This is a genomic window from Vibrio phycocola (assembly GCF_053850235.1).
Genome location: NZ_JBSQDJ010000006.1, coordinates 202,789 through 224,500, shown reverse-complemented (window position 1 = coordinate 224,500; position 21,712 = coordinate 202,789). Strand labels below are relative to the sequence as shown.

The 21,712-nt window shown below is 41.5% G+C and carries 22 protein-coding genes and 2 pseudogenes; 9 read left to right on the top strand and 15 right to left on the bottom strand.

All coding sequences use genetic code 11. The features are described 5' to 3' along the window. Positions 1-3: 3 nt before the first annotated feature. From ACWU4D_RS10025 to ACWU4D_RS10005, 5 genes are all read right to left on the bottom strand, one after another. On the bottom strand, positions 4-657 hold the full coding sequence (locus ACWU4D_RS10025; RefSeq protein ID WP_456051284.1) for a DUF2848 domain-containing protein: 654 nt from the start codon (positions 655-657) through the stop codon (positions 4-6). 8 nt (positions 658-665) lie between these two features. Continuing rightward, the gene (locus ACWU4D_RS10020; protein ID WP_456051283.1) at positions 666-1,946 is read right to left on the bottom strand and encodes a TRAP transporter large permease; all 1,281 of its coding nucleotides are present in this window, start codon (positions 1,944-1,946) and stop codon (positions 666-668) included. After that, positions 1,943-2,476, bottom strand: a complete 534-nt coding sequence (locus ACWU4D_RS10015; RefSeq protein ID WP_456051282.1) for a TRAP transporter small permease subunit — start codon at positions 2,474-2,476, stop codon at positions 1,943-1,945. The genes ACWU4D_RS10020 and ACWU4D_RS10015 overlap by 4 nt, the downstream gene beginning before the upstream one ends. A 5-nt stretch (positions 2,477-2,481) precedes the next feature. Beyond that, positions 2,482-3,537, bottom strand: a complete 1,056-nt coding sequence (locus ACWU4D_RS10010) for a TRAP transporter substrate-binding protein (protein ID WP_456051281.1) — start codon at positions 3,535-3,537, stop codon at positions 2,482-2,484. Positions 3,538-3,834: 297 nt separating this feature from the next. Further along, positions 3,835-4,629 carry a putative hydro-lyase gene (locus ACWU4D_RS10005; RefSeq protein ID WP_456051280.1) on the bottom strand — a complete coding sequence of 265 codons (795 nt, stop codon included), beginning with the start codon at positions 4,627-4,629 and terminating at the stop codon, positions 3,835-3,837. 156 nt (positions 4,630-4,785) lie between these two features. Here ACWU4D_RS10005 and ACWU4D_RS10000 point away from each other — a divergent pair, with 156 nt between their 5' ends. Then, entirely contained in the window at positions 4,786-5,688 is a 903-nt protein-coding gene (locus ACWU4D_RS10000; protein WP_456051279.1) for a LysR family transcriptional regulator, read from the top strand. Between the two features lie 30 nt (positions 5,689-5,718). On the opposite strand, the gene ACWU4D_RS09995 is transcribed toward ACWU4D_RS10000, so the two are convergent. After that, a complete protein-coding gene (locus ACWU4D_RS09995) occupies positions 5,719-6,615 on the bottom strand; it encodes a LysR family transcriptional regulator (protein WP_456051278.1) in 897 nt (298 codons plus the stop codon). Between the two features lie 264 nt (positions 6,616-6,879). Between ACWU4D_RS09995 and ACWU4D_RS09990 the strand changes: the two genes are divergently transcribed. The 4 genes and pseudogenes from ACWU4D_RS09990 to ACWU4D_RS09975 form a co-directional block, all read left to right on the top strand. Further along, on the top strand, positions 6,880-7,935 hold the full coding sequence (locus ACWU4D_RS09990) for a TRAP transporter substrate-binding protein (RefSeq protein WP_456051277.1): 1,056 nt from the start codon (positions 6,880-6,882) through the stop codon (positions 7,933-7,935). 106 nt (positions 7,936-8,041) lie between these two features. Then, positions 8,042-8,632 (top strand): TRAP transporter small permease subunit, encoded by a 591-nt coding sequence (locus tag ACWU4D_RS09985; protein WP_456051276.1) that lies wholly within the window; start codon positions 8,042-8,044, stop codon positions 8,630-8,632. Positions 8,633-8,708: 76 nt separating this feature from the next. Further along, the gene (locus ACWU4D_RS09980; protein ID WP_456051275.1) at positions 8,709-10,031 is read left to right on the top strand and encodes a TRAP transporter large permease; all 1,323 of its coding nucleotides are present in this window, start codon (positions 8,709-8,711) and stop codon (positions 10,029-10,031) included. A 59-nt stretch (positions 10,032-10,090) separates the two neighbouring features. After that, positions 10,091-10,228, top strand: a pseudogene (locus ACWU4D_RS09975) (hypothetical protein); the annotation flags it as partial. A gap of 54 nt (positions 10,229-10,282) precedes the next feature. On the opposite strand, the gene ACWU4D_RS09970 reads toward ACWU4D_RS09975, so the two are convergent. Then, on the bottom strand, positions 10,283-10,861 hold the full coding sequence (locus ACWU4D_RS09970) for a TetR/AcrR family transcriptional regulator (protein WP_456051274.1): 579 nt from the start codon (positions 10,859-10,861) through the stop codon (positions 10,283-10,285). A gap of 120 nt (positions 10,862-10,981) precedes the next feature. Here ACWU4D_RS09970 and ACWU4D_RS09965 point away from each other — a divergent pair, with 120 nt between their 5' ends. Continuing rightward, positions 10,982-12,052 (top strand): SDR family oxidoreductase, encoded by a 1,071-nt coding sequence (locus tag ACWU4D_RS09965; RefSeq protein WP_456051273.1) that lies wholly within the window; start codon positions 10,982-10,984, stop codon positions 12,050-12,052. A 214-nt stretch (positions 12,053-12,266) separates the two neighbouring features. On the opposite strand, the gene ACWU4D_RS09960 is transcribed toward ACWU4D_RS09965, so the two are convergent. The 3 genes and pseudogenes from ACWU4D_RS09960 to ACWU4D_RS09950 form a co-directional block, all read right to left on the bottom strand. Then, positions 12,267-12,416, bottom strand: a complete 150-nt coding sequence (locus ACWU4D_RS09960; protein ID WP_456051272.1) for a hypothetical protein — start codon at positions 12,414-12,416, stop codon at positions 12,267-12,269. Between the two features lie 99 nt (positions 12,417-12,515). Then, entirely contained in the window at positions 12,516-13,145 is a 630-nt protein-coding gene (locus ACWU4D_RS09955) for a hypothetical protein (RefSeq protein ID WP_456051271.1), read from the bottom strand. Between the two features lie 471 nt (positions 13,146-13,616). Beyond that, positions 13,617-13,725, bottom strand: a pseudogene (locus ACWU4D_RS09950) (transposase); the annotation flags it as partial. Between the two features lie 215 nt (positions 13,726-13,940). On the opposite strand from ACWU4D_RS09950, the gene ACWU4D_RS09945 reads away from it, so the two are divergent. After that, positions 13,941-15,083: a PQQ-dependent sugar dehydrogenase gene (locus ACWU4D_RS09945; RefSeq protein WP_456051270.1), complete on the top strand. Its 1,143-nt coding sequence runs from the start codon at positions 13,941-13,943 to the stop codon at positions 15,081-15,083. 293 nt (positions 15,084-15,376) lie between these two features. Beyond that, the gene (gene ylqF, locus ACWU4D_RS09940) at positions 15,377-16,321 is read left to right on the top strand and encodes a ribosome biogenesis GTPase YlqF (protein WP_456051269.1); all 945 of its coding nucleotides are present in this window, start codon (positions 15,377-15,379) and stop codon (positions 16,319-16,321) included. Between the two features lie 127 nt (positions 16,322-16,448). Here the strand turns inward: ylqF and ACWU4D_RS09935 are convergent, their stop codons facing one another. After that, complete coding sequence (locus tag ACWU4D_RS09935; protein ID WP_456051268.1) at positions 16,449-17,432, bottom strand: CobW family GTP-binding protein; 984 nt, start codon at positions 17,430-17,432, stop codon at positions 16,449-16,451. 485 nt (positions 17,433-17,917) lie between these two features. Here ACWU4D_RS09935 and clcA point away from each other — a divergent pair, with 485 nt between their 5' ends. Further along, positions 17,918-19,351, top strand: coding sequence for a H(+)/Cl(-) exchange transporter ClcA (clcA, locus tag ACWU4D_RS09930; RefSeq protein ID WP_456051267.1), 1,434 nt, complete (start codon positions 17,918-17,920; stop codon positions 19,349-19,351). An 86-nt stretch (positions 19,352-19,437) separates the two neighbouring features. Here clcA and ACWU4D_RS09925 read toward each other — a convergent pair whose 3' ends face one another. From ACWU4D_RS09925 to ACWU4D_RS09910, 4 genes are all read right to left on the bottom strand, one after another. After that, positions 19,438-19,974, bottom strand: a complete 537-nt coding sequence (locus ACWU4D_RS09925) for a flavodoxin (RefSeq protein WP_456051266.1) — start codon at positions 19,972-19,974, stop codon at positions 19,438-19,440. A gap of 176 nt (positions 19,975-20,150) precedes the next feature. Then, on the bottom strand, positions 20,151-20,408 hold the full coding sequence (locus tag ACWU4D_RS09920) for an RnfH family protein (RefSeq protein WP_456051265.1): 258 nt from the start codon (positions 20,406-20,408) through the stop codon (positions 20,151-20,153). Next, entirely contained in the window at positions 20,405-21,109 is a 705-nt protein-coding gene (locus ACWU4D_RS09915) for an electron transport complex subunit E (protein WP_456051264.1), read from the bottom strand. Before ACWU4D_RS09915 ends, ACWU4D_RS09920 begins: the two co-directional genes overlap by 4 nt. Continuing rightward, positions 21,084-21,710: an RnfABCDGE type electron transport complex subunit G gene (locus ACWU4D_RS09910; protein ID WP_456051263.1), complete on the bottom strand. Its 627-nt coding sequence runs from the start codon at positions 21,708-21,710 to the stop codon at positions 21,084-21,086. Before ACWU4D_RS09910 ends, ACWU4D_RS09915 begins: the two co-directional genes overlap by 26 nt. Positions 21,711-21,712 lie beyond the last annotated feature (2 nt).

Below are 21,712 nucleotides of genomic sequence, written 5' to 3'. Positions count from 1 at the left end.
TCCTTAAGCGACTACTGACAGTTCGATCGCTGTATATTCTTTAATGATACGACGATCCAAAACGGGGTCGTAAGCTTCCATCTTAAACTTAGGCGTTCGACGTACACCACCAATCGCGGCAAAAGTTCCACAAAGCAATGCACCACCATCAGGAAGCACTGATTTCTCAATCAACTCAACGAGAGGTCGAATCGAACTCAAGGTTCCTACTTGGTATTGAACCCATCCTTCGCCTTCATCTAGCCAAGACTTCAGCTCAATTTTCTCCATATGTTCATTGATTTCGCTCAATAGCCACGCTTCAGAGGCCACTGGCTTTGGGCAAACTTGCTTTGAGTGAGCCACCGAAAAAGCTTCGAGATCACGATCGGTGTGATCAGAAGCAATACTAAAGAAATAATCGTCACCATCACGCAATATAATAGGTTCAACTTCACCCGATGTACCAGCGCTTAACACTTCAACGGTACTTGTTTGAGTTAGCATCTGATGCGCGACTTGGTAGAACAGCGGGACAGTAGAAGGAGGAGCAACACCTAACTCTGCCAATTCATCAATATGCTCTTGAACCGCGGCCATATTTCGCCCAGTCCAACCAGCTACAATCAGCTTATTTACTTCAAACGTTTGGGTTTTACCGTTTACTAAAAATTTCATAATACACCTTAAAAATTATTTGGCAGATAGAGAGAAATACTTGGGAACGCAATCAATAAAATAACCATGAGAATCATCACGGCAACGTAAGGCATGCTACCCAAAATGACCTCTTTGATTTTCCCGTTTTTGCGCGCAGAATTGACGACATAAAGATTGAGCCCAACAGGAGGAGTAATCAGCGCCATTTCAACTAGTACGATCATGAGAATACCGAACCAGATTTTGTCGTACCCCAGTTCCACGATAATCGGCACGACAATAGGAATTGTTGCGACCATTAATGAAAGCGTCTCGATAAAGAAACCTAACACCACATACATCAATACGATGATCAATAGAGTCGACAAAGGATCTAGACCCAGACTGTCGATTCCCGACTTCAACACTTGGCCAATACCCGCCGCTGTCATGGCAAAATTGAGGACATAAGCACCGAGTACGATCAACATAATCATTGCGGTGATGCGAATCGTGCCTTTAAGAGCCTCAGTTAACATAACGATCGAATAACTTCGGTTGAAAACAGCAATTAAAAGTGAGAATACAACACCAACGGCTGCAGATTCTGTAGGTGTCGCCCAACCCAAATAAATCGAACCAACGATACTAAGCAGTAAAACCAGAATCGGTAATAACTGAGGCAGCGATTTGATTTTCTCTCCCCAACTACTGAACTGGCGCGGACCACCAAGCTTGGGCCAAATGACACACAATAGAATCGTCGCTAACATAAACATCAGCGCCATACCTAAGCCAGGTACGATTCCGGCTAAGAATAACTTGGGAATAGAGCTCTCAGTTAGAAAGCCATAGACAATCAAGTTGATCGAAGGTGGAATTAAAATACCTAACGTGCCACCTGCTGCAATTGATCCCGTAAACAGCTTCTGGTCGTATCCCAGTTTTGTTGCCTGAGGTGTTGCAACAGTTGCGACGGTCGCGGCAGTAGCAACTGAAGAACCTGAAGTCGCTGAAAACATGGTAGAGGTTGCGATATTGGCATGAATTAAGCCACCCGGTAACCAAGCCACCCATTTATTGAGCGCCATATAAGTTCTTTCTGCGACACCACTACGAAGCAAGATCTCTCCAATCAAGACAAATAAAGGAATCGCAATGAGTGTTGCATGGTTAGACGATGACCAAAGAACTTGCCCTAACCCTTTCATCAAAGGGAAAAAACTGTAGAACTGATCAATCCCAAATGCCAAGAGAAACAAAACAATACCGACAGGTATGGTTAAAGCGAGTAAGCCTAATAATCCGGCCGAGGTAAAAAGAATCATACTCCCGACTCCGTGCCAATAACTTCATTCGCTTTGTCAAAGCGTTGAGTCAGAAATAAAGAAAACCCAATCACAAATAACAGCGTCGAAGAGATTGCAAACCAAATCCAACCCGCAAACCAGATTGATTGAGGAATAAGGAGTGGAGTTTCTAATGCTGTATTTGCCAACGCCCCTGAGCGATAACTCTTTTCGATCACCGATACCGCTTTGGTCGAGACATAAATACCAACAAAAGAAACGGATGCAATTGAAATCAAATCAAATAAACAACGAATACTGGAATTAGCCTTATCACGTAGTATGTCGATTCGTACATGAGCCCGGTTATTTAGCGCATAGCTAATGCCCCAACTAGAAATTGACGCCATAAGGTAACCTGAAATCTCTTCTGAGCCGCTGAAGTGAATATTCATTGCACGCATTAATATTTCGATACAGATTAGGCATACGCCGGCGAGCAATGCCACGCCGGCGATGACCGCAACCCAATCATTAATACGCTTTAACGTAACAATAATAAGGTTCATGTGACTTAACCTTTTTTAGCGGTTAATCCAATGATTTTCCCTACTGAATCATTCCATTGTTTAGTCCACTTCTCTCCAGCACGTTCAGACCAATCTGGAAGTACATTGCTTTCCACCATTTGACGTGCTTTTTCTTTATCCGCATCAGAAGGTTCAACTAAAATCAAATTACGAGTGTCTCCTTTGCTACACTCCCCGTTACCGGTGAGACAAGCAACATCTTCCTTAACCGACATTGCGGCATCGTTCCAGACAGGCTCTTCAAATTTAGTCGTCACTTCTTGTTGCAAGAATGTTTGGTCTTCTTTAGACAACGATGTCCATTTATCCATATTGATTGCTGTAACAACTGGGTCCCAACCACCAACTGGTAAGGTCATCAAATGAGAAGTAACTTCCCACCACCCAGCGCTGTAACCTGAACCTGCTCCTGTTACCGCACAATCAATAACCCCTCGTTGCAATGCACCTGGAACTTCACCAAAACCAATATTCACACTCTGTGCGCCCAGTGCTTCAAGGAATTTAGCGGTCATACGGCCAGAAGCTCGAACTTTTTGACCTGCTAACCCGTCCAATGATTCGATTGGCGTTTTACAGAAAATAACTTGAGGTGGGTATGGAGAAATAGCAAGGACTTTGGAGTTGAACGTAGAAGCATAGATTTCACTTACCATAGGACGAGCGGCATCCACAACTTTCTTAAATTCTTCTACACTGGTAGCAATGAGCGGAACATCAAGCGCTTCGAGCTCCGGCGCGTCAGATACAGCGTAATCAGCCACCGTCATACCGACATCGAAAACACCATCACTAAGCATTCGGAATACATCTCCGCCACCAATTCCCATTTGGTCATGAGTGGTCATTTGAACTGCAAAGTTATTATCGCTATCAGCTGGAATCGTTTCGGTCCAGAATGGCGTTTCGAATTGTTTGTTTAACGTAAGACTGCTCCAACTTCCCACAACGGAAAGTGTTTCAGAAGCATACGTTTGATTAGCGACCCATAACGAAGAGATCGCCAAGGCAAGTACTTTAAAAGATTGTGATTTTGACATAATTTGATTCCTTTCAAATGACCAACCTCTCGTTTAGATCGGTCTGTAGTGTGCAATTTCCGTTCTTTTTTTCATCATCTTCTGAACAACTGATAATGTCCAATTATCATTTTCTTTGTTATCTTATAAAAAAAATTTATCAGCTTATGCTATTTCACATAGCAAAAAACGTAGAAACACAACAAAAACTCACTTGGTATTCATTGATACTATTGTGTTCCCGATACTCAATAAAGTGAGAATGTGGTGCTATAGCTCATATCGGCATCCATATTTGCCACCCCTATCGCGTCACGTTTACAAAAATGCAAACTCACTGTTAAGCCGGTCGGTGATCAGCATCTTGCCCGGAGCATGAGTAATACAAAAAGGAGGTTTGCTGGCTCGCATCACGTTTTGGGGCGTCACGCCACACGCCCAAAAGACTGGTACTTCGCCTGGCTCTATTTCGACGCTGTCACCATAGTCGGGGGAGTTAATATCAGTGATCCCAATAGTTTCTGGTTGGCCAAAATGTACAGGCGCACCATGGGCTTTAGGAAACCGAGTCGTAACTTGGATAGCGCGAATCGCATCCGAAGGTACAAATGGCCGCATCGACACCACCATATTGCCATGGAATCGCCCAGCCGAATGACAAGCAATATTGGTATCATACATCGATACATTGCAGTTTTGCTCAATGTTACGAATACGTAATCCTGTTTGAGTCATCGCATCTTCGAAAGAAAATGAGCACCCCAACACGAACACGACTAAGTCATTTCGCCAATGATTATCTAAATCTGACACACTGCACGAAAATTCACCATCACAGAAAACATGATACTCAGGTACATCACGAGTAATATCAATATCTAACCCTATTTCCGATAAGCGCTTGCTACCCGCTTCTGTCATTCCTATTAATGGGCAGGCAATTGGGTTTCGCTGACAAAAAAGTAGAAACTCATTCGCCCATGCCTCTGGAAGAATGACCAAGTTGGCTTGCAGATAAGATTTAGCGAGACCGCTGGTATATCCGGTGTAGTTGTTGTCACGTATCCGTAGACGTAATTCTGCAAGCGATAATTTAGATATCGGCTGAGACATTTAAACACTCCTTTGCAACCATATTATTCACACTAATTAACAATACGGTTTATAGGCATAATGTCTATTCTTGAATTTTTAGGTATATTGATAAAAATAATTTATCACCTTATAGAATTACCGTGTATACGGCATTGTAGAATTGAGGAGAGCACTATGCTGAACCTAAAACAGCTCGAAACGTTTGTCTGGATCGCGAACCTAGGTAGCTTTCGACTTGCTGCAGAACATTTATGTACCACGCAACCCGCTATTTCTACGCGTATTTCTAATCTTGAACAGACGTTGAATACACCATTATTCCATCGTGATAAAAACTCAATAACACTGACCGCGAAAGGCAGAGAACTACTACCGTTAGCAGAAAACATACTCAATAGCACCACACAGCTTTGCTATAAGGCCAATGCCGCCTCTGCACTCTCAGGATTGCTACGAATAGGCGTATCTGAAACGATTGTGCATACTTGGCTACCCCAGTTTCTCGCCTCCATCAACGAAACGTATCCAGAGGTAGAGGTAGAATTGATCGTAGATCTCACCGTTAACCTAAGTAAAGAGCTGTTAGCACACAATATAGATATCGCGATTTTACTTGGCCCGGTTTCCGAACCTTCGGTTGTTAATCACGTAATTTGTGAATACCCGCTTTACTGGGTCGGTAGCCCAATGCTTGGGTTAAGTAAAACCTGTTCTACTCAAGAGTTCACCCAGTGGCCAATGATCACGTACGCGAGAAACTCAGCACCTTATCAGGAAATCAATCATTACTTTTCCAAGTCAACGAGCGAACCGTTCCGGTTTTACGCGGTCAGCTCACTATCAGCAAGCGTAAAACTGGCGGAAAGCGGGGTCGGTATTGCCTCCCTCCCGAAGGAGGTTATTCAACAGCAACTTGACGAAGGGCTATTAATCGTTATCGAAACAGAGTGGACTCCCAAACCATTAACCTTCACCGCCTCATATATTCTGACTCCCGATAATCTCCTCATCGAAAAAGTCGTGAGTTTAGCGTTTAACATTGTACAAATAGTTGAAAAAAGTAAAAACGTTGAATAAGTAAGTCACTTAACATATATCAGATATGCATTACTTGAAGGATCCTTTGGAATGCACCTTTGATACCGCAACCATGATATCGATAATTTGTGTATTTAAATCACTCGATGTTTTTTGCCAGCTCGCGAATAGTTTTAAGCGTTCAGGTGTGTCAGGACAATTAATAACCGCCAGTTGGTCACTTTCTAGGTCTTCAGTAATTGCTGCTAAAGGCAACGTTGCAATGCCTAATTTATTTTGTACCAGTTTGCTAATAATGGAAATAGACGTAACACAATGGATCTGAGAAGGTTTCGTGTTTACTTTTTCAAATAATGAAATAGTGGATAAATGAGGCTGAGACCCTCGGGTAAACGTAATGACTTGATATTTTCCTAATTCATCTAAAGTAACGGCCCGTTTCGCTAACTCATTATTGGCACAACAAACCCAAACAATTTCGAGCGATTCTAACTCTGTATTGATAACGGTCTCATCAAGTATAGGTTCAGCTTGAATAATGATATCCAAGGCGCCTTTAGCGAAAAGAGCATGGAGTTGAAAACTTGGCTCAGCCGTCAACTCCAGTTCAATTTTAGGATAGGTTTCACGTAGTTGTGCTAGAAAATCATCTAACCAAGTATGAACCACTGACTCGATGAACCCAATACGCAAACGCCTAGTGGTATCGAGCTTATTGTCCATTGTATGTTGTAACGATTGCGTCGCGTGTAATACCCGCTCTGCGCTATCTAACATTATTAACCCTTTATCGGTTAGGCTAATGTCATTGTGCTTACGATCGAACAAGATACAGTTAAAATCCGTTTCTAATTGAGCAATTCGACTGGAGATAGTTGCTTGAGACACATAAAGTTTTTCTGCCGCCGCTCTGAAGCTTTTTAGTCTTGCCACCCAAACAAAGGCTTCAATAAACTTGGTATTCATTCCACTTACTCTCTAAATGATTGTTGTCATTATTTTTATTCGATTTTCAAAGATTCATAATTTTTAATTTCAGCTTAACATTGCGTCAACTTTAAAGTATTTATTCTAAAATATTTCCTATTTTAATTTTTCGTGTACTCATAAAAAATAGTGTTCACTGTTGATTACTTTATATTGTTTGTCAAATTAGTAGATAAAACTTACTGTTTTTATTAGAAGAAAAAGTTCTAAGCAAAATAAAAATAAATCAGGGAGTTTTTACACATGAAAGGAATCAAAACCTTATTACTTATGGGACTTACCGTTAGCATATTTGTTCCTAGTGCTTTCGCCGCCGATAGTCCAATCAAATGGAAAATGGCTGAAACGTGGCCAGCAAATTTTCCAATATATGGGGAAGCAACTAAAGAGTTTGCGAAAAAGGTTAATGAGATGTCTGATGGACGTTTAGTTATTTCAATTGACTCCGCAAACAAGCACAAGGCACCTTTAGGCATCTTTGATTTTGTTAAATCTGGACAATATCAAATGGGCCATTCTGCTTCTTATTATTGGAAAGGAAAAGACATCAACACCTTGTTCTTTACCACAATGCCTTTTGGAATGATTTCTGCGGAACGCGCGGCATGGTTCCAGTACGGCGGTGGCGCTGAGCTAGCAAAAAAAGTATACGATCAGCATGGAATGACCCAATACCCTGCTGGTGCAGGCAGTCAAATGGGTGGTTGGTTTAAAAAAGAGATAAATAGTGTTGATGATCTTCAAGGGTTAAAAATGCGTATTCCTGGTTTCGCAGGCGAAGTGCTTGCTGAAGTCGGAGCTGCTGTTACCAACATCGCACCTGGAGAGCTTTATACTTCTCTTGAACGCAACACTATAGATGCTTTGGAATGGGTTGGTCCTTCATTTGATCTACGCATGGGTTTCCATAAAATTGCCCCGTATTACTATACTGGCTGGCACGAGCCGGGTTCAGAAATTCAATTCCTAGTCAACAATGCAGCCTTCGACAAACTTCCAGCCGATTTGCAAAGCATTGTCAAAACCGCAATACGCGAGTCTGCCGCGAGCGTGACCAATCACGTGTATCATGAGAACGGTAAAAACTGGGAAATCATGAAGAAAGATTACCCAAATATTGAAATAAAAACATTCCCTCCTGAAGTCATGTCCACTTTAAGAGCTGCTAACGAAAAACTCGTTAACCAACTAGAAGAAAAAGGTGGATTAACCGCTGAAATCATTCAGTCTCAGAGAGCATATCGAAAACAAGTTCGTGAATGGACAAATATTTCTGATAAAGCGTACTTAAACAACTAACTTCCATTTTTAATTTAGCCCTCTTATTCGTAAGAGGGCTTTTTAAAAATAGCTATCGTAATTCTTTTGTTTCCATTTACATATTCAACCTTTTAAGAATTAAATTATGCTGCTCAAAATAGAGAATTTGATTAATAGACTCTTAGATATAATCGGCGTCATCGCAGGTGTATTTTTACTCCTTCTGGTATTAATCATCTCTTACAACGTGATAGATCGATATGTATTTAGCTCATCTTCAGTCGCGTTAGAAGAACTAGCATGGCATTTTTATTCAAGTGTCTTTCTTCTTGGAATGTCTTACGCGCTAAGAACTGAGTCTCATGTTCGAGTGGATGTCTTTTTCGAAAACCTTTCAGGTCGCACTCAAGCCATTATTGATATTATTGGAACTCTCGTCTTTTTATTGCCGATGAATTTTATTGTCATTTATTACGGCTGGGACTTTATGGCTCAGGCCTATAGCTTGGGTGAACATAGCGATAGTTTCCCCGGATTAGTCTCTCAGTTGTTCACTACTGGTATTGGCGAAGGGACCTCTAATCCAGGTGGTTTACCTAATCGATTTATCATTAAAGGGCTCATTCCTCTATCGTTCGTGTTATTGGCGCTCAGTAGTATCGGGTTTTTAGTCAAAAAAATTAATGTGTTATTAAATATCGATACAGAAGATGCTTGCAAAGCATCGGTCCGGTGAGTCATACCATCTGATCCTATTCAATTCTCCATGTAACAAACATAGATAATAAAACCATTATTGTTAAGGTACTAAAATGATAGGTGCTTCTTTATTCTTGATAGCATTAGTATTGCTGTTATTAGGCTTTCCAGTTGCTTTTACATTTGCTGGCGTAGGCATTCTCTTCGTCGTGTTATTTGCCGACACTAGTCAACTTGCGCAGATTCCATACCGTATCTATGCCAACATGGGTGACAATGGTGCTGGAATAGTCTTGATGGCGATCCCACTGTTTATTTTTATGGGGCTAATATTACAGCGAACCAAATTAGCTGAGCAATTACTGGAATCAATGGGCCGTTTATTCGGTTCAGTAAGAGGTGGAATTGCAATATCAACGATTCTTGTTGGCTCACTATTAGCGGCATCGACGGGCGTTGTCGGTGCAAGTGTCGTTGCGATGGGATTGATTTCAATGCCAGTGATGATGCGTTATGGATACAGCAAATCCTTATCGGCAGGTACAATTTGCGCAGCAGGAACATTAGGGCAATTGATTCCACCTTCTATCGTATTGATCATTCTCGGAGATGTTCTTAACATTCCCGTTGGCGATCTATTTAGAGCCGCAATCAAGCCAGGCTTAGTATTAATTGGCTGCTATATCGCCTACATCGTTATCGTTTGTTTAATCAAACCAGAAATCGCCCCACCAATACCACTCGAAGACGAAACCTCATCTAAATCGGATATTATTTTCGACGCACTAAAGGCAGTTGTGCCGCCTTTGCTACTGATTCTTGTCGTCTTAGGGTCCATTTTTTATGGTGTCGCAACGCCAACGGAATCATCTGCATTGGGCTGCCTAGGTGCTGTAACATTAGCGTTAATCTATCGAAAATTTTCATTTGAAATGCTTTGGGAGAGCACACTAGAAACAGTAAAAATCACAGCGATGGTGTTCGCAGTCATTATTGGCGCTTCCATCTTCTCTATGGGGTTTGCTTATACAGGAGGTGAAGAGGAAGTTGGTGAGTTATTACTTAACATTCCAGGTGAAAAATGGGGATTTTTGATATTCACCATGGTACTTATTATGTTTCTCGGCTTCTTTCTCGACTATATTGAAATATCTTATATTGTCTTGCCGTTAATTTATGTAGTCGTCGAGGTTTTACAAATTAATACGATTTGGTTCGCAATATTAGTCGCAATGAATTTACAAACATCCTTCTTAACCCCTCCTTTTGGTTTTGCACTTTTCTATCTCAGAGGTGTGGCTCCCGAAGGTGTTAAAACATCCGATATTTATCGCGGCGTAATTCCATTCATTTTGATTCAAATAGGCGTTGTTTTATCGATACTAATTTTTCCAGAGATTTTTGGATTATCAGCTGAGGCACCTACATTATGGTAGTTTCAGAGATGAATATTTGAATAGCCACTGGTTTTTATCATTAAGAATTCGCGAGAGAGAAAATTGAGGGTTGGCGAGTCGAATATAACGAGTTTCACCCTCATCCATCACTGGAAAATTTAACGTCGATCCAGTTTCGCTGGCCGACATCAGGAAGCCGGAAATTTCTAGCTTTAGGGTGCTTTAGTTTTTGGTAGGGACTTATCTTCAGTGTGATGAAGAGGAGTCTATCAAGTCAGTGGCTATTCAGTTTATTTTTGTAAACCTTGCCAGAAAACAGTTAAGAATAGATTAAGTTGTTGATCTAACTCTTCCAGAGAATTACTCGCATTTTTTATACCGTCCACGCTTCGTAATATAATTTTTGCCGCATCCGTGACTTCTACATTTAACCTTTTAAGATCAATTTCATGCTCAGCTACCGCCTTGTCTAATACACAAACGATTTTATTAAAAAGTTGCATCTCAAAGTTCATCATTAACTCCGGCGCTAGCTTTTTAGATAAAGTGAGTAACTCTTTTCCGTTAGGCTTCAAAAAAATAGGACCAAATAACACCTGTTCCATATCTTTTATTCCATGCAACAAACATTCAAAATTATCTTCTGAATGATGAAATCCTTGTATTGCTGCTTGCTCGCCCATATTAAGGGTGTGCTCAACTAAGGCTAAAAATACTGCCTCTTTATTTTTATAATATTGATATAACGCAGGGCGAGAAATATCTAATGCATCAGCAATATCTTGCATTGACGTTTTTTTGTAACCATAGGTGCCAAACACCTCTGTTGCCGCTTGCAGTATTTGGTACTTCTTCTCTTCAATATCCATTTTATAAAAACACTTCTTTAGTCAAAGGCACATGAAATGAATGATCATTTGTGCAAAAAACAATCTTGACATAAATTACAAATATTGTCACTATGTCTTTTCTGACGTTATATGTAATTTATGTCAGACCAAAATCTAACTAATTTACATATGAGGCAAATCATGCAAGAGCAAAACAAAGAAACAGTCGTTGTAACCGGAGTCACTGGTTTTTTAGGCAGCCACACGGCAATTAAATTATTGAAACAGGGTTTTAATGTTAAAGGTACATTACGTTCATTAAAGCGCTCATCTGAGATTGAAAAAATAATCTTAGATCAGGTGGGTGAAACTCAAGGGACTCTTAGTTTTGTTGAGTGTGACTTATCAAAAGACCAAGGCTGGAACGAGGCCATGGAAGGTGCAGATTATGCTATTCATACCGCATCTCCTTTCCTGTCGTATGTACCAAAAGATGAAAATGAAATTATAAAGCCAGCAATAGAAGGCACATTACGTGTATTAAAAGCGGCAAAAAACAATGGTATTAAGCGTGTTGTATTAACTTCATCTATCGCATCTGTATTGTACGGTAATGAAAATGTGCAACAAACAGAAGAGTGTTGGACCGATCCAAATGACGAAAGAGTCACTCCGTATTATAAATCTAAAACATTAGCAGAAAGAGCGGCGTGGGATTTTGCTAATGAAACAGGATTAGAATTGTCGGTTATCAACCCGGGTATTATTTTAGGCCCAGTATTGGAATCTGACTACGGTACTTCTGCAGAAGTAATCATTAAATTGATGGATAAATCGTTACCTGCAATTCCACAAATTGGTTTTACTGTTTCAGATGTTAGAGATGTGGCACAAGCACATATTTTAGCAATGCAATCACCAAATGCAGCGAAAGAAAGGTACATTGCAGCAAGCAAATTTATGTGGATGAGCGATATAGCAGAAGTATTAAGAAAGCAATTCCCTAATCACAAAATACCAAGCCGTTCACTACCAAATTGGTTAGTGAAAACCATGTCTTATTTCGACCCTGCATTAAAAACGGTCGTCAAAGATTTAGGCTTTAAACATAATATGAGTAATGCAAAAGCAAAGCAGCAATTAAACTGGAGTCAGCGCCCAGAAGAAGAAACTATCTTCGACACTGCACAAAGCTTAATTAAGCAAGGTGCAATTAAATTAAAAAAGTAACTTAGAATTATTATATAAAAACCATACAACACTTGAATACAACTAATATATCTAGTTGAGTATGGTTTAAGTATTTAAGTATTTAAGTATTTAAGTATTTAAGTATTTAAGTATTTAAGTATTTAAGTATTTAAGTATTTAAGTGATCTTAACCCGATAAAGTGGACACCTTTCACTTTTCAATTTTCAATTTTCTGCTAATTCAAATTCAAAGTTAGGATGGCAATACCGTTTTACGGTATTGAACCACGTACATAGACTGAAGACAGGTGCCACGACGGATTATGTAAGGTAGGCGCTGCTTATTGAAAGATAAGTAATCCACGGATATCAGCATGACAACCGACGAATTTACTTGCTTCATCTACTGCGTTAACTCAATTCATTTAAGTAACAGAACAAAAATAGGCTTAACGAATTAGGCCGAAATTTTTGCGTCCTAATTGACGCGTTTGTTAGCATTTTAGTACTGCCTATTTCGATAGAGGGTGAGATCATGTTTTTCAGATACATCAATAAGCTTTTTATAAACATTATTATAATCTTCTAACCCTCTCATCTGAGACCACTCGGACAAAAGAATGTCTTTTTCTTTAGGTTCGATATAAGGAGATACGATTCTTATGTGTTGTTTAAAATCTGTTATTGCATTGAGCACGGTTGATTCACCAGCGACATACAACAAACCCCACGCCAGATAAAACCAGACCAACATACGCATTCCAATGAATATGGCAGGAACCCATTTTGGGGGCGACGATTTTTCTTTATTATTTTGTTCTTCTACTTTTTTCTCTGCTTTATCGCTTAAGGTTTTCTTAATAGCTCTAGATATTTCCATCCAAGCAATTACAATAACAACAAAAATCAAAGCGAGTAGTAAATACGAGTAATTGGTTGGTTCCAATGTCGCAGCTTTTGCATACCGAGAATCAATAAATTTAGTCAAAAATCCAAATGTATATTCTCCTACAACGGCCAAACCGGCGGACGAATATTTAATTATTGCTGATGCTAACAGGGAGCCGATTGCTCCATAAAATACAGTTACTATTCGATTATCAGAATACAATTTTTTCCAGAACTCTTTCATTGCTCAATTTCCATTTTGAATACAAACAGTTAAGTATTTATCCGTTGTCGAAGCACAATGGATAAATACCTTGTTGGACTTGGCCGCTTCTTCTAAGGATTTTGCTTTTCTAGCTCATGTACCCCTAACCGCCATCTAATAGGCTGTTTCCGACCAAAATGCCCAACACTCTTGTTTTATCCTAACGCATTTTAAAGTGTTAATGCACCAGTTTCATATGTTTTTTTGAGCTTCATGCAGCATTATACCTCGCTGACTTACAACGATTTTTTCGTCTATCTGTACCTTGTATCGCCTGAGAGTTTTATCTCAGTCGCTCTGAGGTTTCTCTCATTGGAGGCCGTAAATGCAACGCAACCATCACTAACTCAGCAGCTCCACAATAAGGGCAAGTCGGCGGTAACTTCTCTTCATTACGTTTTATCAGCAATAATGGTATTGATAATGACACTCTAATTAATTCCACTGACTTCACTCTTACCGCATTCGCCATAAAATCATAATATCGGATACGCATAAATCCTTTCGGCAGTACATGCAGCAACAGCCGCCTCAGTAATTCACCAGCTCCACACACCATCGAGATCGTCTGGTCATTTAGAGTTACTAACTACGCAACCGACAAATATATTTTTGCCCCAAGGTTTTCGCGTTAAAGTCACCTTAGAATAAACATTAACTTTCACTAACAATTTAAATGATTAATTCGTTGGAATATCGTTCCATATCGCTTAATTTTAGTGTCACATGCACACCGTTGAACCAAAGTCATTATCCCCTGATTTGGAGCTCATTATGCGAATTTCACCATCATTGGCAGGAAGCATACTTCTTTTGCTCTTCTCCACCAGCAATGTTGCCAACGCGGCTATTCAATTTAAAAGCAATACTGGCACCGTGCTACATGCCGAAGCACTCACAGACTTTAATGAGCCTTGGGCCATGACATTTATGCCAGATGGTAATCTTCTGATAACAGAAAAAGCGGGAAACCTAATACTGTTTTCACCCCATAATCATTCAAAAAAAACGATTAGCGGTGTGCCAAAGGTCGCCTACGCGGGGCAAGGTGGTTTAGGAGATATTATTCTTCATCCCGATTATTCAGAAAATAACTGGGTTTATCTATCCTACGCTGAACGAGATACGTCGGGAAAACAAGGTGCTGCAGTGGCACGGGCTCGTCTAAATTCGTCCTCACCAACCCCCAAATTGGAAGAGTTTGAGGTTATTTGGCAGCAAACTCCGAAGGTGAGTGGCAGCGGGCACTATTCTCATCGTCTGGCGTTCAGTCCTGATGGAAAGCTGTTTATCACCTCTGGAGATAGACAGAAAAAAGACCCGGCACAGCGTTGGGATCAAAATCTAGGGAAAGTTATTCGCCTAAATGCCGACGGTACCGTACCACCAGATAACCCATTTCAGGATAAGGGCGAACTTGCCAAAAGCTTCTGGTCACTCGGTCATCGAAATCTACTGGGTATCGCTTTCGATAAACAAGGCCAGCTATGGACACACGAAATGGGACCAAGGCACGGTGATGAATTCAACTTAATTCAACCTGGAGATAACTATGGTTGGCCATTTGTTTCTTGGGGCGACAACTACACATTTATTCCAATTCCAGATCATGATACTCGACCAGAATTTCATACTCCCGAGGCTTACTGGGTTCCCAGCATCGCTCCTTCTGGCCTAATCATTTACGATGGTGATTTGTTTTCAAACTGGCAAGGTAGCGCCTTAATTGGTGGATTGGTCTCTCAGTCATTAGTGCGAGTTAACATTGAGCAAAATAAAGCCGAAGAGGTCGAACGTTTCGACATGGGTAAGAGAATACGCGAAGTGGAACAAGGTCCCAACGGAGCCATCTGGGTTATAGAGGACAGAGACGGCGGGCGACTACTTCGCTTAACACCAGAAAATATTAAAAAGTAGATGACTTGGTAAGCTCGAAACGCCATAACAAACTTGCGAAATGCATTGTTAATCTCATCTAAGCACACGCATCGAGCATAAGACGCGATTTGATTGACGAAGCTATATTCAGATATAGGCGAATAATTCATCAGGATTCCCAGTGACAGAAATGTTAGAATCCAGCGTAAGTTCAAATTGGGCTTAAGCAGATATACATCTATCAAGTACGAAAGTGAACCAATATGTTCGCCATATCGTTCTCCATTTGTGTAAGTCCAATTATTAAAAATATTTAAGGCTATAAAAATCAGATGATTAACAACAATATTCAATGGTTCCCGGGCCACATGCACAAGGCTCGCAAGGAAATTGAAGAAGTCATCCCGCAGATCGATGTGATTATCGAAGTGCTTGATGCTCGGATCCCGTTTAGTAGCGAAAACCCAATGATTGCCCAACTGCGTGGCGATAAGCCGGTGGTGAAAGTGCTCAACAAACGTGATTTAGCCGATCCTGAAATGACTGAGTTGTGGATTGAGCATTTGGAAAAAGAGCAAGGTGTGCGCGCGATGGCAATCACCACGCAAAATACCAGCGAAGTTCAGACCATACTTGAACTGTGCCGTAAACTCGCCCCCCACCGTGAAGAAATTGGTAAAAACATTCGTACCATGATTATGGGGATTCCGAATGTCGGTAAATCGACCATTATCAATATTCTCGCAGGACGCCAAATTGCCGAAACTGGAAACCAACCAGCGGTGACACGTCGCCAGCAACGGATTAACCTGCAAAATGGTATCGTGCTGTCGGACACACCTGGAATCTTATGGCCGAAAGTCGAAAACCCACATAGCGGCTTTCGTCTTGCGGCAACCGGTGCAGTAAAAGATACGGCCATGGAATACGAAGAAGTGGCTTTTTATACGGTTGAATACCTTGGTAACAAATACCCAGACCGCCTAAAAGCACGCTACCAAATTACCGACGATCCTCAATCTGATATTGAATGGATAGAAGCCATCGGTCAGAAACGCGGCGCACTGCGTTCTGGCGGTCGAATCGACCTGCATAAAGCGTCTGAAATATTGCTGCATGAATTGCGTGGTGGCGTTCTTGGACAAATTACCTTAGAACATCCTGAAATGGTAACAGTCGAGTTAGTCGAAGTCGAAAAAGAAGCACTGCGTAAAGCCGAAGAACAGATTCAACGTAAAGAACAGCGCCGTAAGCGTTATCTTCGTAACAAACGCTAACTCTTACATCAAAGCTAGTTGTCACATCAAAGCTGGTTTTCACATAAAAAAGTGCGGAAAGAATCTTCTCTCCGCACTTTTTTGTTTTAACGTTGTAAGGTTGTAATGAAAAGCAATGGCGACTTAATTACTCTTCAATTCCAGCCAGCTTAACCAAAATACCATTAAGCTGATCCCAAGGCATAAGCTGAGAATCAATCACTTCGATTCTCGACTCAAAACCTTCTAAGCTCATTTCGTTAACTGATACAACGCCATTCGATACGTTAAAGGCGTAACACCCTTTTTCAGTATTGACGACCGCTTTAACTCGTTCTGCAGTGATATCGTTAAACAGTGAAAACACCGAATCAAAATCAAAGCTGATTTCGGCTCCAAACAACCAGCCACAACTGTAATAACCTTGGCCAACATTTTCACGACGCAAATACGCTTCACCTGGTGGCAATTCAAATTTCGGCTCTTGGCTAGCGTGGTGGTGATGAATGTCGCCTTCATCAGGTTCTTCAGTATGCGTGCGTGTAATATCGAGCACTTCGGTCGGAATACCGCCCTGCTTCACCAATTGATGAAAAATTTTTGATGGGTTTTGGTCTGTGATCCAATCGTTAAACACATCAATATCTGCGGCAGTAACTTGGTCGATTTTGTTACCAATAACCACATCAGCACAATCAAGTTGATCGATAAAGTTCTGATTGGTTGTGTACTTTGAATTGCTGAGGTTTCTCGGATCCACTAACGTAATCGTCGCTTTAAGATCAACATAAGGCTGATATTGCGATGAGGTTAGCAGTGCAATAATTTCTTTCGGATGACCAAGCCCAGTCGGTTCAATCAATAATCGATCTGGGTTCTGGCGCAGCAGCGCAGTAATCGCGACCGAAGTCGGAACACCGGCCGTACAACACATGCAGCCTCCGGGCACTTCTTTGATGATCGCTCCTTGATCGGCCATCATAGTGCCATCAATACCTATTTCGCCGAATTCATTAACTAAAACGGCCCAATGCTCATCGTTGGGTTTATTTTCAAGTAAGTTTAAAATTGCAGTGGTTTTACCGACACCTAAAAAGCCAGTAATAATATTTGCGGGGATTTTATCTACCATATTGAGCAACTCCTTGGTAAGAAGTACATCTTTATTACAAAGTATATCGTGTTTTAGGCTTAAATTGGTGAGTTGATGTGTGAGGGTAAGGTTAAAACGCTAAAGACGCACTATTGCTAGCGCGTCTTTATTCCCCGGTGCTCATATCGTGAGCTTTGCGATCCAGTTGTAAATCTCTGGTCAGTGTTGGGGGTTTTTCTACTATCTGTTCATGTAACTAAATTACTGTTTCAAATTGTAGGTAAGGCTTCTATCCTCCGTAAGAAACGATTCATTTGCCTTACGCTTTAACTATGATACAGAATTAAAAATACACAAGGTTTATCGGCAGTTTTGTACGCTACTTCACAGTTTAAATTCTGTTCAAATATGCAACTATTGCTAGGTGCAACTCAAAATTCCATTATTGTCTCTATAGTTAGTCTCAAAGATGCGTATAATTCACCCTCCAACTTCCACAACACTTAAAAGAAGGCCAAACCTGAATGTCCAAGCGACAAAAATTTCGACCGTCTAGAATAGCCAGAATGCCCAAGGACGCCATTAATCAATTCCTCTCTAAAGATAAAACACCAGTTTCCGTTCTTTTACTGTCGGTCATCGTTGGCATCTTAGCCGGATTCGTCGGCACGATGTTTGAGATCGCAGTACACTTTGTCTCCGAGTCTCGTACCGATTGGTTACGTAGCGAGTTAGGTAATTTTCTTCCATTAGGTGTTGCAGCTTTTCTGATCAGTGCTGGGTTGGCCTTTATTGGTTACTATCTGGTTCACCGCTTTGCACCAGAAGCTGCGGGTTCAGGTATCCCGGAAATTGAAGGGGCAATGGATGGCATGCGACCAGTGCGTTGGTGGCGTGTACTTCCGGTAAAATTCTTTGGTGGTATGGGTGCGCTTGGGTCAGGTATGGTACTAGGTCGAGAAGGGCCAACCGTTCAAATGGGTGGGGCGATTGGTCGTATGGTATCGGATATTTTTCGCGTGAAAGATGAAGATTCTCGTCATTCCCTATTAGCGTCGGGTGCGGCTGCGGGTTTAGCGGCTGCGTTTAATGCTCCACTTGCTGGAATCATGTTCGTGGTTGAGGAGATGCGCCCTCAATTTCGTTATTCGTTGATCTCGATAAAGGCCGTCATCATTTCCGCCGTGGGCGCAAACATCGTATTTCGTTTGATCAACGGTCAAGCGGCTGTGATCACCATGCCGCAGTACCCAACTCCAGAACTTGGCGCATTGTGGCTATTTTTATTACTCGGCATTCTATTTGGCATATTCGGAGTATTCTTCAACAAACTCGTGACCTTATCACAAGATATGTTTGTAAAAATTCATCGTCAAGAACGCGGGCGCTACCTATTTGTTGGTTCAATGCTGGGTGGATGTTTTGGTTTATTACTACTCTATATCCCAGAATTAACCGGTGGCGGTATTCATTTAATTCCAACGATTACCAATGGTGGTTACACTGCCCAAATATTACTCCTACTTTTCTTAGGAAGAATATTAACCACCTTGCTTTGTTTTGGTTCTGGTGCGCCGGGTGGGATCTTCGCACCGATGCTCGCTTTAGGAACACTATTTGGTTATGCATTTGGCTTAATCGCAGATAGCATGATGCCTGAGTTACAAATCGATCCGGGAATGTTTGCTATCGCTGGAATGGGAGCTTTGTTTTCAGCAACTGTACGAGCACCAATCACAGGTATTATTTTGGTTATTGAAATGACCGATAACTATAACTTAATCCTGCCATTGATTATCACGGCACTAGGCGCGGTTATCTTTGCGCAGTTATTGGGTGGTCAACCCATCTATACTCAGCTGTTACGTCGTAAAATACGTAATGAAAAACTGCATAAACAAGACCTACCTGAGCCTGAAGCAGTGATCGAAGAACAGAAAGAGAAACCTGCTGGCTAATTCATGTGCAGCTAAACCTCTTTGAAAACCCAGAAAAAAGCGGCCAGTGGCCGCTTTTTTTATAACTACTTTCCCATCACACTCCGTTACAGAGCCATTTCCAATTTAACTTGCTCTAACCAAGTAGAAAGACGCTCTTCTGTCATGCTTGATTGGTTATCTTTATCTAGGACAAGGCCAACAAATGCGTCGCCATCAACCGCATTCGACGCGCTAAATTCATAGCCGTCTAATGGCCAGCGACCCACCATTTCACAGCCGCAATTCGCCACGTAATCGTACAATTCGCCAAGACCATCAACAAATTCATTTGGATAATTTACTTGGTCGCCCATACCGTATAAAGCGACTTGCTTACCAGAAAGGTCTAGCTCCGCAAACTGAGGCAAGAACTCTAACCAACTCTCGGTACTACAATCACTCTCTATTCCGGGTAACTGACCCGTTGCGAGCGTTGGTGTGCCCATAATTAAACAATCGTAGCTTGCTAAGTCAGCCGCTTCTACCCGATTGATATTTTTAGGTTTATCGGCAACCTCATCACCTAATTGCTTTTGAATCATCTTAGCAACCTTACGTGTACTGCCCGTATCAGTACCAAAGAAAATCCCTACTTTAGCCATGGTTCACTCCTTGAAATTAATGTTCTTAATTTTTTACTGTTTTCATAATCAATATTGAGTTCTGTACTAGGTCTAAGTTGCAAACCCTAAGCCAAGCTCAACCCTTTGTTTTTTAAACAAATTTTAGAATAGCAAAAAGCCAAAACCGACAATTTGTCGTAAAGCCGACAATCCGATCAATCGTCGTCATCGTCGTCATCCGGGCGCCAGGAAATGGGACGGTAAATCTCAACTCGATCACCTTCTTTTAATTGTGCATCCAGCGAACTTACCTTGCCAAATATGCCTACTTTCTGCTCTTCGAGATTAATTGCGGGAAACATTTCCAAAATCGTGGAACCATGAATCGCGGAGAGCACCGTAGCATGTTCATCAAGGTTAACCGGAAGCCACACCTGTTCACTCGGTATGGCATAGACAACACTTACTTTCATGCTTTACCTCCTTCAGCCAATACTGCTGCTTTCTCCTTCGAGCGCTTGGTCGCTAATTCCCATTTCTGCTTAACCGCAAGAATAGCGCCGAGCATTAAGAACCCACCGGGAGGCAATATCACCAATAACATCCCACGATAATTTGGAATTACGGTTACCTCTAAAAATGAAAAGGAATCACCAAGTAGCAAGCTGGCGTTAGAAAACAGTGTACCGCTTCCAAGCACTTCACGTAGGCCACCTAAAAACGTCAAAAACCACGTAAAACCAAGCCCCATAAACAGCCCATCAACCAATGATGGCATGACACTGTTTTTGCTCGCAAAGGACTCAACACGGCCTAAAATTGCGCAGTTAGTGACGATCAATGGGATAAACAAACCAAGAACTTTGTGCAGCGGATGAAGCCACGCATTTAAGATTGCATCGATTAATGTCACCAATGTCGCAATAATTATGACGTTAACGGGAATGCGCACCGCCTTACTAATGATGTCTTTGGATAACGATGCCAAGATATTTGAAAGCACCATGACCGCGGTTGAGGCGAGCCCTAATCCCAGTCCATTGGTCGCACTGCTGGTGACCGCCAACAATGGACACAAAGCTAATGACTGTTTGAGAACGATATTGTTGTTCCACACACCATTTTTTATGATGTCGGAATAGATCCCTTTATTTGCTTGAGATTGACGACTCATTCCCTGCCTCCTTGTCTTTCGCTAGAGCCAACATGGCTTGATGTACACCACGAACCACACTCCTTGGGGTTATCGTTGCACCGCTAAATTGGTCAAATTCTCCACCATCCTTCTTCACTGCCCACAATGGGGTGTTCGCGATTGAATGTTGATTGAAACTCAGTACCCAAGGGCTTTTGGCTAGTTCTATTTTGTCGCCTAAACCGGGGGTTTCCGTATGACTAATTATGCGAACTCCGGTGATTTCATCGGCCATATTTACTCCGACTAAAAAGACAATTTCGCCGCTATAACCGTCTTGCACACCTTTGATTACATGAGAAATTAGAACGTCTTTTGCATCACGAACCGGAAAAACCTGATAGACAGCACCTTCGAACTCAATATCGTGCCCCTGATTAAACACTTCATTGCTAAACGAAATCCCGTTAAGAACTTCATTTAGTAGCGCATTCTGATCTTCTGCAACACGCAGTTCGATAATCGGTCTGGTGGTCACTTCCGTCATCACCAGCAAAATAGCTGCTAAGCCGCACGTCGTTGCCAGCAGTCCGGTTTGATAGAATAATTTGTCTTTAACTAATTCAATCTTCGCTAACATGT